This is a genomic window from Velazquezella soli (genome assembly GCF_977018685.1).
The window spans coordinates 1,093,538-1,108,610 of the sequence record NZ_CDRNXF010000004.1; the positions used below are offsets into that span (position 1 = coordinate 1,093,538).

Sequence of the window (15,073 nt, forward strand, 5' to 3'; positions counted from 1 at the left end):
GGCAGTCTGACCCTCTCCCTGTTTCAGGGGAGAGGAGCAGGTCTGTCTGATCAATCCGCCTTGGCGCGGCGGGCCGGGAAGAGGATGACGTCGCGGATGGACGGGGCGTTGGTGAGCAGCATGATCAGGCGGTCGACGCCGATGCCGAGGCCGCCGGCGGGGGGCATGCCCTGGTCGATGGCGTCGAGGAATTCGTCGTCGAGCTGCTTGTCCTTCTCGCCGCGGGCATGGGCCTGCTCGAGCTGCTCGACCATGCGCTTGCGCTGCTCTTCAGGGTCGTTCAGTTCCGAGAAGGCATTGCCCAGTTCCCAGGCGTTGCAATAGGTCTCGAAACGTTCAACGAGGCGCGGTTCGCCCGGGACTTCCTTGGCAAAGGGCGAGATGTCCTTCGGGAAATGGGTGACGTGGCTCGGCTGGATCAGCGTGGCCTCGACCTTTTCCTCGAAGATGAAGGCGAGGCATTCGCCCCAGGTCCAGTCCTTCTCGACTTCGAAGCCGGCGGCCTTGGCTGCAGTGCGGGCTTCCTCGTCGGTCTTCATGGCGAGGAAGTCGATGCCGGTGACTTCCTTGACGGCGTCTGGCATGGGCACGCGCTTGAACGGGCCCTTGAACGACAGTTCCTTGTCGCCATAGGCGAATTCGGTGGAGCCGTGGATCTTCATGGCGAGCTCGGCGAACAGGCGTTCGACGAGGTCCATGATGTCCTCGTAGTCGGCGTAAGCCCAGTAGCATTCCATCATGGTGAATTCAGGATTGTGCCGGGTGGAGACGCCTTCGTTGCGGAAGTTGCGGTTGATCTCGAACACCTTGTCGGTGAGACCCGACACCAGCGTGCGCTTCAAGAACAGTTCCGGCGCGATGCGCAGGTACATGTCGAGCTTCAGCGTGTTGTGGTGGGTCTTGAAGGGTTCGGCCGTGGCACCGCCATAGACTGAGTGCAGCATCGGCGTTTCGACTTCCATGAAGCCGTCGTCTTCCATGAAGCGGCGGATGCCGGAGACGATCTTCGAGCGCTGCTGGAAGCGGAGCTTGCTTTCCTCGTTGCTGAGGATGTCGAGGTGGCGCTTGCGGTAGCGGATCTCGACATCGGCAATGCCGTTCCACTTTTCCGGCATCGGCAAAAGCGACTTGGTCAGCATGGTGATTTCGCGGGCGCTGATCGACAGTTCGCCGCGCTTGGTGCGGCGCACGATGCCGGTGACGCCGATGATGTCGCCAAGATCGATCATCGACAGCATCGCCCGGGCTTCCTCGGGCGTCACGTCCTTGTGGGAGAAGATCTGGATCTTGCCGCCGGCGTCATGGATATCCATGAACATGCCGGAATTGCGCGAGGAAAAGACGCGGCCGGCAACCTTGACGACATCGGTGGTTTCGACGTCGGCCTCGAGATCCTTGTACTTTTCCGCCAGTTCCGCATTGGTCATGGTGCGGTGGAAATGCGCCGGATAGACGTCGCCGACGGTTTCGCGCAGCTTTGCCAGTTTCTGGGCGCGCACTTCGGTCGCGTCGGAGGAGAGGGCGGTTTCGGTCTTGGTGTTCTCGGTCATGGTTTTATTCCTGTAACGGCGCTGCCGCGGCGAGCTTCGCTTCCGTATCCCTCATTCCTGTGCTTGTCACAGCAATCCAGTGCGGCCAAGTATTTGGGCGCGGAATACTCTTTTCATTCTTTCACGGCGCAGACGCGCCGTGGCTGGATTCCTGTGACAAGCACAGGAATGAGGGAGGCGAAGGTGAGACCTCGCCTCCGCAGTTATTACTTCTGCGCACCCACCATGGATGACACCACGGCGGCGGCGATCTTCAGGCGCTGGCGCACGACCGAGCGGCCGAGGATTGCCATGCTGTCGAACAGCGGTAGCGAGCGCTGCGAGCCGGACATGGCGATGAACAGCGGCGGGGTGACGACGCGCAGCTTCTTTTCGAGCTTGTCGGCAACGGCGCGCAGTTCGGCATCGATCGCCTCGACGTTCCACTCGATCATCTTCTCGATGTCGGCCTGGACCATGGTGATTATCGCGAGCGTGTCTTCCGGTGAGGTCTTCAGACCGGCAAACGAGGCCGGTGTCAGGTTGACGTCGGCGGCGAGCAGGAAGCCTGCGAGGTTCGGCAGGTCGCCGAGCTTGGAAACGCGGCTCTGCGAGTGCTTCAGCCCCTCGATCAGGCGCTGATTTTCCATCGCCCATTCCAGCGTGCGTGACACGAACTCTTCCGGCGACAGCTTTTCGCGCAGCCAGCGGCCGTTCACCCAGTCCAGCTTCTGCAGGTCGAAGATGGCGCCGGCCTTGGACAGGGCTTCCGGATCGAAGCTGCTGATCATCTCATCCATGGTCAGAAGCTCTTCGCCTTCGGCGATCTGCACGAAGAACAGGCCGAGGAAGTTCATCAGGGCTTCCGGCAGGTAGCCGAGCGCCGAGTAATAGCTGATCGAGGTCGGGTTCTTGCGCTTGGACAGTTTCGACTTGTCGGCATTTCTCATGAGGGAGAGATGCATGAAGACAGGCGCTTCCCAGCCGAAATAGCGATAGAGAAGAATGTGCTTGGGCACCGATGCCAGCCACTCTTCGCCGCGAGCGACGTGGGTGATCTTCATCAGATGGTCGTCGATGACGTTGGCCATGTGATAGGTTGGCATGCCGTCGCCCTTGATCAGGACCTGCATGTCGACCGAATCCCACGGGATCGAGACATCGCCATAGACGCCGTCGGTGAAATCGCACGAACCTTCGGTCGGGATCTTCATACGCACGACGGACTGTTCGCCGGCCGCCATCTTTTCGGTGACTTCCTCGGCCGAGTATTTCAGGCAGAGACCGTCATACTTCGGCGGCTTGCCGGCGGCGCGCTGGCCTTCGCGCATCTGCTCCAGACGCTCCGGCGTGCAGAAGCAGCGGAAGGCGTGGCCCTTGTCGAGCAGGTTCTGGGCGTGCGGCCAGTACATGTCCTTGCGGTCCGACTGGCGGTAGGGGCCGTAGGGACCGCCGATATCTGGACCTTCCGCCCAGGTAAGCCCGGTCCATTTCAGCGCGTCCAGCACCTTCTGCTCGTATTCGAGCGTCGAGCGGGTCGCGTCGGTATCTTCGATGCGCAGGATGAATTCGCCGCCGTGCTTTTTCGCGAAGAGGTAGTTGAAGAGGGCGATGTAAGCGGTGCCGACATGGGGCTCGCCGGTGGGCGATGGAGCGATGCGGACGCGAGGGGTCGGATTGATCATGGATGCTGCTCTTTCCACGGCGCGCATGGCTGCGCTAAGCCTGTGCCTTTGAATAGGGATTGGCGCAGGCTTAGGCCATATTCAGGCGAGAGCGTCAAGGTTTTTGGCGAAAACGGCCGATACCCCGTCCCTCATTGAGGGGCGGGGTAAGCCTGGGTCCGTTGAGCGCGGGGAGGACTAATTTACCGGCCAGATATAGAGGAGGGCCGGGACGCTGACGACGATGATCAGGAACGACAAAGGCAGGCCAAGCCGCGGATAATCGGAAAACTTGTAGCCGCCCGGGCCGAACACCAGTGTGTTGCACTGATGGCCGACCGGCGTGAGGAAATCGCAGCCTGCGCCGATTGCCACCGCCATCAGGAAGGACTCGGGGCGAAAGCCGAGATTGGTGGCGAAGCTTGCGGCGATCGGCCCCATGACCAGCACGGTGGCGGCGTTGTTGAGGAAGGGCGTGACGGCCATGGCGGTGATGAGGATCAGACCGATCGCGCCCCAGGCAGGCAAGGTCGCCGCGGCCTGGCCGAGCCATCCGGCGATCAGTTCACTGCCACCGGAGGTTCGCAGAGAATCCGAAACCGGGATGAGCGCCGCTAGCATGACGAGGATCGGGCCATCGACGGATTTGTAGAAATCGGTCAACGGAATGGCGCGGAAAACCACCATGCCGAGAGCGGCCGCGAAGAAAGCGACCGGCACAGGGGCAAGCCCGACGGCAGTCGTGCCCATCGCCAGTGCCAGGATGATCAGTGGAATGAAGGCCTGCCTCCGCGTGCCGAGCAGCACTTCGCGCTGAGCGAGCGGCAAAAGCGAGAAGTCCTGCATCACCGTCGGCATGTTCTTGCGGCTGCCCTGCAACACGATCACGTCGCCCGCCATCAGGGTGATGGTGCCAAGACGCTGCTTGAGGCGTTCGCCATGCCGGCTGATTGCTAGAAGATTGACGCCACGGGTGTAGGAGAGCGCCAGTTCCTTGGCGGAAAGCCCCTTGAGCGGCGAATCCTGGGTGATGATCGCCTCGATGGAGATGACATCGGCCTGGGCCTGTCCGTTTTCCATCAGCGGCTTGCCGGAGAGCTGCAGCCTGCCGCCGGAGACCATCCGGTCGAGCGCCTTTGACGGGCCTTCGAGCAGCACCACATCGTTTTCACGCAGGATGAGGTCCGGGAACGGTGCCATGCGCGATGGACCGCGCAGGACGGCATTGGCAATCACCTCGCCGTCGCCGATCTTCAACAGCTCGGCGACCGTTTTTTCAAGAACAGTCGACAGCGGGGTAATCATCACCTCGGACGTATAGTTGGTGATCTCGACTGCTTCCTCGAGGGAATCGTTCTGCTTTGTGCGGCTGGGCACCAGCCAGTGGAAGAACAGAAGAAAGGTGATGCCGACAAAGGCGAGAATCGCACCCATCGGGGTAAAGTCGAACATCGTGAAGGATTCGCCGGTCAGTTCCTGGCGGATCCGCGACACGACGATATTGGGCGAGGTGCCGATCTGCGTCATCAGGCCGCCGAGCAAAGCGGCAAAGGCCATCGGCATCAGGTATTTCGACGGCGAGGCGCCGGATTTGCGGGCGAACTGGAACGCCACCGGCATCATGATGGCAAGCGCGCCGATATTCTTGATGAAGGCCGACAGCACGGCGACGACGATCATCAGCAGTGCCAGCTGGGTATGCAGCGTGTTGAGGTTGGGGAAGAATTTCTTGATCGCCATGTCGACGATGCCGGAGCGGGCAACGCCTGCCGAAACGACCAGCGCGCTGCCGACGATGATGACGATATCATCCGAGAAGCCGGAAAACGCCTGGTCGACCGGAACAATCCCCACCGTCACCGCCACGACGAGCGCACAGCAGGCGACCACATCGTAGCGGAAGCGATCCCAGATGAAGACGGCCATCATCACGGCGATGACGGAAAAGGCAAGGATCTGCTGGGTTGTCATGTGGCTCCGGGGGCGCTGGGAATGGGATGCAGCGAGAGGCGATGATCGGCGTGGTGATAAGATCGTGCCCTAGAATGCCCCAGTGCCACAAATGTTGCAAAGTCTGATGACGTTTCGCAAAAGGCGTCTATCGCCGCTCAGGGCGTTTCTGCTGGACAAACCGTGGTGGACGCATAAGTAGACGATATCAACTGCAGTTGTTTGCGCCAATTCCCCTGCGCCAAAACCCCCGGAGCCGTCATGACCGATATCCTTGCCATCCCCGTCAAGCTTGCCGACGGCCGGAACACGACGCTTGCCGAATACCGTGGAAAAGTCATGCTGGTGGTCAACGTCGCGTCCAAATGCGGCCTGACCACGCAGTATGAAGGGTTGGAAAAACTCTACGAGCAAAAGCGGGACAGGGGCTTTGTCATCGCAGCCTTTCCGGCCAACGACTTCATGGGGCAGGAGCCCGGCTCGGATACGGAAATCGTCGAATTCTGCCAGCTGACCTATGACGTGAAGTTTCCGATCTTCTCAAAGATTTCCGTCAAGGGCGATGCCAAGCATCCGCTCTACAAGGCGCTGACCGCAGATCCGGTGCCCACCACCGGCGACGGTCCGATGAAGGCGCGCCTGCGCGGCCGCGGCATGGAGGTCAAGGATGGCGAGATCGTCTGGAATTTCGAAAAGTTTCTGATCGGACGCGATGGTCGGATCAAGGCACGCTTCGCGCCTGACGTGACCGCAGACGATAACCGGCTGCTCGAAGCGCTGGACCGGGAACTGTCCGAGCGGTGATCCGCCGGGACCAGGCGTTTGGACTGAACACAAAAAGGGCGCCTCGCGGGCGCCCTTTGCGTGTCGATGTTTGTAGCAACGTCAATGCAGCGTGCCGGAGGCCTTTTTCTTGGCGCGGGCGCCCTTCGCGAACATGTTGAGGGCCTCGACGCCGGCCGAGAAGGCCATGGCGGCGTAGATATAGCCCTTCGGAACGTGCACGCCGAAGCCTTCGACGATCAAGGTGCCGCCGATCATCAGCAGGAAGGCGAGAGCCAGCATGACGATGGTCGGGTTTCTCTCGATGAAGTTGGCAAGCGGGGTTGCTGCCAGAAGCATCACGGTGACAGCGGCGACGACGGCCACGATCATGATCGGCAGATGCGGCGTCATGCCGACTGCGGTGATGATGCTGTCGATCGAGAAAACCAGGTCGAGGATCAGGATCTGCACGATGGCGGCGCTGAAGCTCATCTGCACGACTTCCTTGCCGGCGCCGACCATGTCTTCCTTGTTGTCGACCACATCCACGGAATGGTGGATTTCCTTGGTCGCCTTGTAAACGAGGAACAGACCACCGGCGATCAGGATCATGTCCTTCCAGGAGAAGGGGTGACCGAAGGCTTCAAAGACCGGATTGGTAAGCTGAACGATCCAGGCAACGGTGCCGAGCAGACCAAGACGCATGACCAGCGCCAGGCCGATACCGATCTTGCGTGCCTTTTCCCGATGCTCCGGTGGCAGCTTGTTGGTGAGGATGGAGATGAAGATCAGGTTGTCGATGCCAAGCACCACTTCCATGACCACAAGTGTAACGAGCGCTACCCAGGCCGTCGGGTCTGCTACCAGCGCTGCAATGTCCATCCATCTCTCCTGTTTTCAATCAAAGGGCGCAATTTCCCGCCGCATTTGGGGATCGACCCATTAAAAACAAGAGTAGGTTGAATATGGACCGACCAGAATCAGGCGGAATCAGCCCCATTATCGATCACGGGTTTGTTATGACAACCATAGGCCGCCATGAAAACGCGGACTGCACCTTGGATGGTCCGGTGGATTTCCTCGTCTGACGGGGCGTCTTCCATGGACCCGAACAGACGAACCTTGAAATAGCCGCCGCTGACGAGGTCGATATACTGGCCTGCGGCAAGCTCGATATCGTCGATATTCAGCCTGCCGGCCTCGACGTGGAGGGCGAGAAAGTCGCGCATCACGGTGCGCAGATTTTCGGGTCCGCGGAAAAAGCGCCGACACAGGTCCGGCATACGCTCGCGGACGCCAAGCACGGTGCGCATCGCGGTGATGATTTTCTCTTCCGTCATGTGGCTGAGGAACGAGACGCCAAAATCGTAGAGGCTCTTTTCCACATTGCCGTTGGTCGACAGAACGGACCGAACAGTGGCGAGGAAGGCGGCGCGCTCCTGTTCCACCATGGCGACGAACAAATCTTCCTTGTTCTGGAAGTAGACGTAGATCGTTCCCTTCGAAACGCCGGCCTCGCGCGTGATGTCGTTCATGCTTGCGGCTTCGAAACCAAGCTTCATGAAAACCCGCGTCGCGCCTTCCATAATCTGGCTGCGCTTGGCTGGATCCTCGCCCGCAGCAAAACGCCCTGCAGTGCGGGGGGACGTGTCTCGCGGCGCGGATCTCTTTAACGGTTTCGGCATTATAATTCAGCATTCCGGTTTTTTTCGAACCGATTGGTTCGATGTGGTCTTGATATGTGTGATCGAAGGCTTTATGTCAACGCTCCGAACTGATCGGTTCGATCGGTTTTCGCTTTTCAAAGATGGTTACGACAATGACGGCCTCCAAGAATGCCGGCGCGCTGCGCACCGTAAAAAACGAAGATGTGAATGCCCATGACACGGCGCGCGACGACGCGTCGCCGGCTGCCGAGAAACCTGCGGCACCTGTTGCAACGCCATCGCCCGAAGCCAAGGCCGACGCACCGGCAAAGAAGGGCAAGCGTGGCCTTATCCTGCCGATCATCGTGCTGGCGCTGCTCGCCGGTGGCGGCTGGTATGGATATCAGTGGTGGACGACGGGCCGGTTCATGGTGTCGACGGACGATGCCTATATCGAAGGCGATATTGCCACGATTTCCCCAAAGGTCACGGCTTTCGTTTCGAAAGTGAATGTCGCCGCCAACCAGCAGGTCAAGGCCGGCGATGTGCTGGCGACGCTCGACAATGGCGATTACCAGAACGCGCTTGATCAGGCCAATGCCGCCATCGAAACCGGCAAGCTGTCGCTGACCCGCATCGACGCACAGGTCGAAGGTGCGCAGGCAACCCTTGCCCAGGCGCAGGCCTCCAAGGTTGCACTGCAGGCAGCGGTCCGCGGTGCCGAGATCACGCTCAAGCGCCAGACCGAGCTTGCCGCCAAGTCGGTCGGCACGACCGCCGATCTCGACAGCGCCACGATTGCGCTCGATCAGGCCAAGGCCAACCTTGTCGGCGGCGATGCGTCGATCAAGTCGGCAGAAGCCAACATCACCATTCTTGAAGCGCAGCGCAAGGAAGCCGAAGGCCAGGTCCGGACGCTGGAACTGCAGCGCGACAAAGCGGCCCGCGACTTGTCCTTTACCGTTCTGAAGGCGCCCTATGACGGGATTGTCGGCAATCGCTCGGTGCAGGAAGGCGATCTCGTTTCGCCGGGACAGCGGCTGATGGCGCTGGTGCCGACGCGCCAGCTCTATATCGACGCCAATTTCAAGGAAACGCAGATCCAGCATCTGGAGATCGGCTCCAAGGTGGAAGTGCATGTAGATGCCTATAGCGAGGAGCCGATCATCGGGACGGTAGAATCGCTTGCGCCGGCTTCCGGCTCGGTATTCTCGCTGCTGCCGCCGGAAAACGCGACGGGCAACTTTACCAAGATCATCCAGCGCGTTCCGGTCAGGATCGCCCTGCCGCAGGATGCGCTCGACAGCGGTCGTCTCAGGGCGGGTCTGAGCGTTGTCGTCGACGTGGACATCCGCACCGCACCCAAGACGTAACTGGGCTTTGGCCTAACAGCCCCATCGGGGCGGAGGTGGTCCCATGGCTGGGAGCGCAACGACAACTGCAGGATCGATATCGTCTGCTGCGCCGGCATCGGCTGCGCCAAAAGTGGACGAGAAGATGCCGACCGGCCGGCTGATCGCGTTTTTCGCGATGGTCGTCGGCATGTTCATGTCGATCCTCGACATCCAGATCGTGTCTGCCTCGCTGTCTGAAATCCAGGCGGGCCTTTCGGCAGGTTCCGACGAGATCGGCTGGGTGCAGACGTCGTATCTGATCGCCGAAGTCATCATGATCCCGCTTTCTGGCACCTTGGCGCGTATCGTCTCGACGCGCTATCTGTTTGCGTTCTCGGCTGCCGGCTTTACGGCTGCGAGCGCGCTTGCGGCGACGGCATCCAATATCGACCAGATGATCGTCTACCGCGCGATCCAGGGTTTTATCGGCGGCGGCATGATTCCGTCTGTGTTTGCGGCAGCCTTCACCATTTTCCCGCCGTCGAAGCGGGCGTTCGTCTCCCCAATCATCGGGCTGATCGCGACGCTTGCGCCAACCATCGGGCCGACGGTCGGCGGCTATCTCTCGAATGCGTTTTCGTGGCACTGGCTGTTTCTGGTCAACATCATTCCCGGCATCTTCGTGACGATCCTGACTTGGCGGTTCATCGACTTCGACAAGCCGGAACTGTCGCTGTTCAAGAAGTTTGACTGGTGGGGTCTTGCCGCGATGGGCGTGTTCCTCGGCGGTCTTGAGTATGTGCTGGAAGAGGGCAATTCCAACGATTGGTTCAACGACCATATGATCGTCATCGGTGCCATCGCATCGGGGCTTGGCTGCCTGGTCTTCTTCTATCGCGCCTTTACCTCGGAATTTCCCGTCGTGGACCTGACGGCGTTTACGAACCGGAACTTCGCGTTCGGCTCGATCTTCTCCTTCGTGATGGGTATCGGGCTCTACGGGCTCACCTATATCTACCCGGTCTATCTCAGCCGCATCCGCGGTTACGACAGCCAGATGATCGGCGAGACGATGTTCGTCTCGGGTCTTGCCATGTTCGTCACGGCGCCGATCGCAGGCAAGCTGTCGACCAAGATGGACCTGAGAGCGATGATGGTGATCGGTTTCATCAGCTTTGCCTCCGGCACCTATATCATGACCGGCATCACCGCCGATTGGGACTTCTACGAGCTTCTGATCCCGCAGATCCTGCGCGGTTTTGGCCTGATGATGTGCATGGTGCCGATCAATAATATCGCGCTTGGCACTTTGTCTCCGGCCCGCATCCGGGGGGCGTCCGGCCTGTTCAACCTGACCCGCAACCTTGGTGGCGCGGTGGGGCTTGCGATCATCAGCACGCTTTTGTCCAACCGCCAGGACGTGCATTACGAGCGGCTGCGCGAGCATCTCGACTGGGGCAACCGGATCGCTTCCGACCAGCTCGACTCGATGGCGTCCAATCTGAACACCTACGGTCTAGATGGCGCGACCGGCGCGATCCGGCAGATGGTGCAGCTGGTGACCAAGCAGGCCGTGGTGATGTCGTTCTCGGACGTTTTCCTGATCCTGACCGTGCTGTTTGCGATGATGATCCTCGGCGTTGCCGCCATCGAAAAGCCAGCACCCCAGGGCGGTGGGGGTGGCAGCGGCCACTGATCGCGGACTTCGCGCTGAAGATTTCTAAGAACCACCGCCTGCAGAGGGGTCGTCGCAAACCGCGGCGGCCCCTTTGCGATTCATCCAGCGCGTTGTTCGAATAAATTTGATTTACGTACCTCAAATTCTCCGTTACGAAGATCGGCGGAGGACCGCATGAAGCCAACCGTACACGATATCGCGCGTAGCGCCGGCGTCAGCCTGGCGACCGTCGACCGTGTGCTGAACGGTCGGCCGGGCGTGCGGCGCATCACCCAGGAGAAGGTCGAGGAGGCGATCGCCGTCCTCGGCTACGTGCGGGACGTGGCGGCTGCGAACCTTGCCAAGGGACGGACTTACGCCTTCACCTTCGTGCTGCCTGAGAACGACAACTCGTTTATGATCGGCTTGCGCGAAGAGGTGGAGCAGGCGGTTGGTCGCTCCGGCGCCGAACGAACCCGTATCCGCGTCGTCGACGTGCCGCCTTTCGACGGGCAGGCCTTGTCGACCATGCTGGACGGCGTGCTTGCCGACAGGCCTGACGGTGTCGCGTTCGTGGCGGTCGAAAGCAGCGACGTGCAGGCAGCAGTCGCACGGTTGCGGGAGGCGGGCATTGCCGTCGTGACGCTGGTGTCGGACCTGCCGGGCTCGCAGCGGCACCATTTTGCCGGGATCGACAACCACGCGGCCGGGCGCACCGCTGCCAATCTCCTCGGAAGGTTTCTCAGCGGTCGCGACGGGCGGGTGGCGATGGTTGCCGGATCCATGCTGGTGCGCGATCACCGCGAGCGGCTGGAGGTGTTTCTGTCCGTGCTCTCGGAGGATTTTCCGCGACTTGCCATCCTTCCCGTGATCGAAGCGCGCGACGATCCTGCAATTGCCGAGGAATTGGTGACGGGCCTGTTTCGCCGCTATCCGGATGTGATCGGGCTCTACAGCCTCGGCGCCGGCAATCGCGGGATCCTCAAGGCTGTGCGCAGCCTGCCGGAAGCACGCAGACCTGTGATTATCGCGCATGAGCTGACGCGATCGACGCGGGTAGCGCTTGCCGACGGTGTCGTCGATGCGGTGCTGAACCAGGATGCGGGCCATGAAGTGCGCAGCGCCATAAGGGTGCTGAAGGCGAAGGCGGACGGGCTTCCCGTGATCGCCGCGCAGGAGCGCATTCGTATCGACATATTCTTGAAGGATAACCTGCCCTGACGGGCAAATCGCGCTCCGGAACGTGTTAAGCAGCTCGGACACGACGCGTGGCGAAACAAAGATCTGCCGAAACGCGGCAGCAACAGGAGAAGGCAAGCATGTATCTCGGTCTCGATCTGGGCACTTCCGGCGTCAAGGCGATGCTGATCGACGGCGATCAGGCGATCATCGGCTCGGGGAACGGGTCGCTCGACGTATCGCGCCCGCATTCGGGTTGGTCGGAACAGGAGCCGGCTCACTGGATCCGCGCCTGCGAAGAGGCGATCGACGGGCTGAAGGCGAAGTTTCCCAAGGAGCTTGCCGCAGTCAAGGGCATCGGCCTTTCCGGCCAGATGCATGGCGCGACGCTGCTTGATGCCGACGACAAGGTGCTGCGGCCCTGCATTCTCTGGAACGACACCCGCTCCTTTAAGGAGGCAGCGGCGCTCGATGCGGATCCGCGGTTCCGTGCCATCACCGGCAATATCGTGTTTCCGGGCTTTACTGCGCCGAAGCTTGCCTGGGTGAAGAACAACGAGCCCGAGATTTTTGCGAAGGTCGCCAAGGTTCTGCTGCCCAAGGATTACCTGCGGCTGTGGCTGACGGGTGAGCACATTTCCGAAATGTCCGATTCGGCCGGCACGTCCTGGCTCGATACGGGCGCGCGCAAGTGGTCATCGGAACTCCTGGCGGCGACCGATCTTACCGAGGATCAGATGCCGACGCTGGTCGAGGGCACCGAGGAAGCCGGGCGCCTGCGGGGCGAGCTGAAGTCGAAATGGGGAATTGCCGGCGATGTCGTCGTTGCCGGCGGTGCCGGCGACAATGCGGCGTCTGCCTGCGGCATGGGCACCGTCGCCGAAGGGCATGCGTTCGTCTCGCTTGGCACATCCGGCGTGCTGTTTGCCGCCAACGCCTCCTATCTGCCGAAGCCGGAAAGTGCCGTGCATGCGTTCTGCCACGCGCTGCCGAAGACCTGGCACCAGATGGGCGTCATCCTGTCGGCGACGGATGCGCTCAACTGGCATTCGAAAGTGTCCGGCAAGCCTGCCGCCGATCTGGTCGCCGAACTCGGCGAAGGCCTAAAGGCCCCGACCGGCGTCACCTTCTTGCCCTACCTTTCCGGCGAGCGCACGCCGCATAACGATGCCGTCATTCGCGGTGCCTTTCTCGGGCTCGAACATGAGAGCAGCCGTGCGGTGCTGACCCAGGCGGTGCTGGAAGGCGTGACCTTTGCGATCCGCGACAATCTCGAAGCGCTGAAATCGGCGGGAACCTCGATCTCCCGCGTCACTGCAATCGGCGGCGGTTCGCGCTCGCGTTACTGGCTGTCGTCGATTGCCACTTCGCTCGGCGTTCCCGTGGATATTCCGGCCGACGGCGATTTCGGTGCGGCCTTCGGCGCGGCCCGGCTCGGACTGATCGCGGCGACCGGTGCCGATCCGGTTGCAGTTTGCTCCGCTCCCAAAACGGAAGCGGTGATCGAGCCGGAGGCTGGGCTTCACGATGCCTATGAGGCTGCATACCAGCGCTACCGGGCTGCCTATCCAGCAATTCGCGGCTTGCTGAACTAACCGGCAAAGGGGAGGAGACATCTCCTCCCCCAAGTCGGGCAACTCGAACCACGCTTTACCGGCTACAGTGAGGTACGTACCTCACCTTGACGCACTTACCAGAACCAAGTTTCTACCAAGGAGGAAACCACCATGAGCACAGGCTTTTTCGGCGATATCACCAAGATCAAGTACGAAGGTCCTGACAGCACCAATCCGCTGGCATTCCGGCACTACAACCCGGACGAGATGGTTGGCGGCAAGCGGATGGAAGAGCATCTGCGGTTTGCCGTTGCCTATTGGCACACGTTCACATGGCCGGGCGGCGATCCCTTCGGCGGCCAGACATTCGAGCGTCCGTGGTTCGACGACAGCATGCAGGCGGCCAAGCTGAAGGCGGATGTCGCGTTCGAATTCTTCGATCTGCTCGGTTCGCCTTACTACTGCTTCCACGACGCGGATGTGCGTCCTGAAGGCGCAAACTTTGCGGAAAACACGAAGAACCTCAACGAGATCGTCGACTACTTCGAAAAGAAGCAGGCCGACACCGGCGTCAAGCTTCTGTGGGGCACGGCGAACCTGTTTTCGCATCGCCGCTATATGTCCGGCGCTGCCACCAATCCCGATCCTGATGTGTTTGCCTTTTCGGCGGCGACCGTCAAAACCTGCCTGGACGCCACCAAGCGTCTCGGCGGTGCGAACTATGTCCTGTGGGGCGGTCGCGAGGGTTATGAGACGATCCTCAACACCGACTTCACCCGCGAACTCGACCAGATGGGCCGCTTCCTCAACCTCGTCGTCGAATACAAGTACAAGATCGGCTTTGAGGGCACGATCCTGATCGAGCCGAAGCCGCAGGAGCCGACCAAGCATCAGTACGACTACGACGTTTCCACCGTGTATGCCTTCCTGCAGAAACACGGGCTAGACAAGGAGGTGAAGGTCAATATCGAGCAGGGCCACGCGGTTCTTGCCGGCCATTCCTTCGAGCACGAAATCGCCATGGCGAACACGTTCGGCATTTTCGGCTCGATCGACATGAACCGCAACGACTACCAGTCGGGCTGGGATACGGACCAGTTCCCGAACAACGTGCCGGAAATGGCGCTGGCCTATTACCACGTGCTCGCCGGCGGCGGGTTCAAGAACGGCGGCACCAACTTCGATTCCAAGCTGCGCCGCCAGTCGCTCGATCCGGCAGATCTGCTGATCGGTCATATCGGCGGTATGGATTGCTGCGCCCGTGGCCTGAAGGCTGCGGCGAAGATGATCGATGACGGCGCACTGAAGACGCCGCTCGATGCGCGCTACGAAAAGTGGGACAGCCCGGAGGCGCAAAAGATGCTGCGCGGCGAGTACAAGCTCGACGAAATAGCCGCCCGCGTCGAGAAGGAAGGGATCAATCCCGAGCCGAAGTCCGGACGCCAGGAATATCTCGAAAACGTGATAAACCGCTACGTCTGATCAACGCTACCCCATCGTGCTGTGACAAAGCTGTGAACGGCCCCGAAATGCTGACCTTCAGCGCAACATTTCGGGGCTGGAAACGTTTGATCCCGTGCTTATGTTAAGGCTTGGCGAACGGGATCATCCTGCGACCCTTTCAAACGTGAGTTCTGCCGAGGCCTCGGTCGCGAAAGCGGTCGGCAAAGGCCTCCAACGACACGAAGGAGAATGACATGAAGTGGACTGCACCTAAGTTTGTCGAAGTAAGCTGCGGCATGGAAATCAACCGTTACGCACCTGCAGACGGCAGCGAGCCGGTTCTGTTTTAA

General features: G+C 60.7%; 12 protein-coding genes. 7 read left to right on the plus strand and 5 right to left on the minus strand.

All coding sequences use genetic code 11. The features are described 5' to 3' along the window. Positions 1-50: 50 nt before the first annotated feature. From lysS to AC0JZ8_RS08805, 3 genes are all read right to left on the minus strand, one after another. A complete protein-coding gene (lysS, locus tag AC0JZ8_RS08795) occupies positions 51-1,550 on the minus strand; it encodes a lysine--tRNA ligase (RefSeq protein WP_471892305.1) in 1,500 nt (499 codons plus the stop codon). 206 nt (positions 1,551-1,756) lie between these two features. After that, a complete protein-coding gene (gene gltX, locus AC0JZ8_RS08800; RefSeq protein WP_471892306.1) occupies positions 1,757-3,214 on the minus strand; it encodes a glutamate--tRNA ligase in 1,458 nt (485 codons plus the stop codon). A gap of 177 nt (positions 3,215-3,391) precedes the next feature. Beyond that, positions 3,392-5,164: an SLC13 family permease gene (locus tag AC0JZ8_RS08805; RefSeq protein ID WP_471892307.1), complete on the minus strand. Its 1,773-nt coding sequence runs from the start codon at positions 5,162-5,164 to the stop codon at positions 3,392-3,394. 240 nt (positions 5,165-5,404) lie between these two features. Here AC0JZ8_RS08805 and AC0JZ8_RS08810 point away from each other — a divergent pair, with 240 nt between their 5' ends. After that, entirely contained in the window at positions 5,405-5,947 is a 543-nt protein-coding gene (locus AC0JZ8_RS08810; protein WP_092659694.1) for a glutathione peroxidase, read from the plus strand. Positions 5,948-6,028: 81 nt separating this feature from the next. Here the strand turns inward: AC0JZ8_RS08810 and AC0JZ8_RS08815 are convergent, their stop codons facing one another. Next, positions 6,029-6,790, minus strand: a complete 762-nt coding sequence (locus AC0JZ8_RS08815) for a TerC family protein (protein WP_062461215.1) — start codon at positions 6,788-6,790, stop codon at positions 6,029-6,031. 98 nt (positions 6,791-6,888) lie between these two features. Next, entirely contained in the window at positions 6,889-7,593 is a 705-nt protein-coding gene (locus AC0JZ8_RS08820; protein ID WP_062461212.1) for a TetR/AcrR family transcriptional regulator, read from the minus strand. 134 nt (positions 7,594-7,727) lie between these two features. Between AC0JZ8_RS08820 and AC0JZ8_RS08825 the strand changes: the two genes are divergently transcribed. The 6 genes from AC0JZ8_RS08825 (at position 7,728) to pqqA (ending at position 15,073) form a co-directional block, all read left to right on the plus strand. Next, positions 7,728-8,927, plus strand: a complete 1,200-nt coding sequence (locus AC0JZ8_RS08825) for an HlyD family secretion protein (protein ID WP_471892308.1) — start codon at positions 7,728-7,730, stop codon at positions 8,925-8,927. A gap of 43 nt (positions 8,928-8,970) precedes the next feature. Next, positions 8,971-10,584, plus strand: coding sequence for a DHA2 family efflux MFS transporter permease subunit (locus tag AC0JZ8_RS08830; protein ID WP_430254972.1), 1,614 nt, complete (start codon positions 8,971-8,973; stop codon positions 10,582-10,584). A gap of 156 nt (positions 10,585-10,740) precedes the next feature. Continuing rightward, complete coding sequence (locus tag AC0JZ8_RS08835) at positions 10,741-11,766, plus strand: LacI family DNA-binding transcriptional regulator (protein WP_471892309.1); 1,026 nt, start codon at positions 10,741-10,743, stop codon at positions 11,764-11,766. Between the two features lie 98 nt (positions 11,767-11,864). Next, a complete protein-coding gene (xylB, locus tag AC0JZ8_RS08840) occupies positions 11,865-13,319 on the plus strand; it encodes a xylulokinase (RefSeq protein ID WP_471893342.1) in 1,455 nt (484 codons plus the stop codon). A gap of 132 nt (positions 13,320-13,451) precedes the next feature. Further along, entirely contained in the window at positions 13,452-14,762 is a 1,311-nt protein-coding gene (xylA, locus tag AC0JZ8_RS08845; protein WP_062461195.1) for a xylose isomerase, read from the plus strand. A 215-nt stretch (positions 14,763-14,977) separates the two neighbouring features. Continuing rightward, positions 14,978-15,073, plus strand: coding sequence for a pyrroloquinoline quinone precursor peptide PqqA (pqqA, locus tag AC0JZ8_RS08850; protein WP_062461193.1), 96 nt, complete (start codon positions 14,978-14,980; stop codon positions 15,071-15,073).

What these genes read in the sequence shown, in the direction of transcription:
- lysS (WP_471892305.1), bottom strand. Translation starts at nt 1,550, where the DNA reads ATGACCGAGAACACCAAGACCGAAACCGCCCTCTCCTCCGACGCGACC.
- gltX (WP_471892306.1), bottom strand. Translation starts at nt 3,214, where the DNA reads ATGATCAATCCGACCCCTCGCGTCCGCATCGCTCCATCGCCCACCGGC.
- AC0JZ8_RS08805 (WP_471892307.1), bottom strand. Translation starts at nt 5,164, where the DNA reads ATGACAACCCAGCAGATCCTTGCCTTTTCCGTCATCGCCGTGATGATG.
- AC0JZ8_RS08810 (WP_092659694.1), top strand. Translation starts at nt 5,405, where the DNA reads ATGACCGATATCCTTGCCATCCCCGTCAAGCTTGCCGACGGCCGGAAC.
- AC0JZ8_RS08815 (WP_062461215.1), bottom strand. Translation starts at nt 6,790, where the DNA reads ATGGACATTGCAGCGCTGGTAGCAGACCCGACGGCCTGGGTAGCGCTC.
- AC0JZ8_RS08820 (WP_062461212.1), bottom strand. Translation starts at nt 7,593, where the DNA reads ATGCCGAAACCGTTAAAGAGATCCGCGCCGCGAGACACGTCCCCCCGC.
- AC0JZ8_RS08825 (WP_471892308.1), top strand. Translation starts at nt 7,728, where the DNA reads ATGACGGCCTCCAAGAATGCCGGCGCGCTGCGCACCGTAAAAAACGAA.
- AC0JZ8_RS08830 (WP_430254972.1), top strand. Translation starts at nt 8,971, where the DNA reads ATGGCTGGGAGCGCAACGACAACTGCAGGATCGATATCGTCTGCTGCG.
- AC0JZ8_RS08835 (WP_471892309.1), top strand. Translation starts at nt 10,741, where the DNA reads ATGAAGCCAACCGTACACGATATCGCGCGTAGCGCCGGCGTCAGCCTG.
- xylB (WP_471893342.1), top strand. Translation starts at nt 11,865, where the DNA reads ATGTATCTCGGTCTCGATCTGGGCACTTCCGGCGTCAAGGCGATGCTG.
- xylA (WP_062461195.1), top strand. Translation starts at nt 13,452, where the DNA reads ATGAGCACAGGCTTTTTCGGCGATATCACCAAGATCAAGTACGAAGGT.
- pqqA (WP_062461193.1), top strand. Translation starts at nt 14,978, where the DNA reads ATGAAGTGGACTGCACCTAAGTTTGTCGAAGTAAGCTGCGGCATGGAA.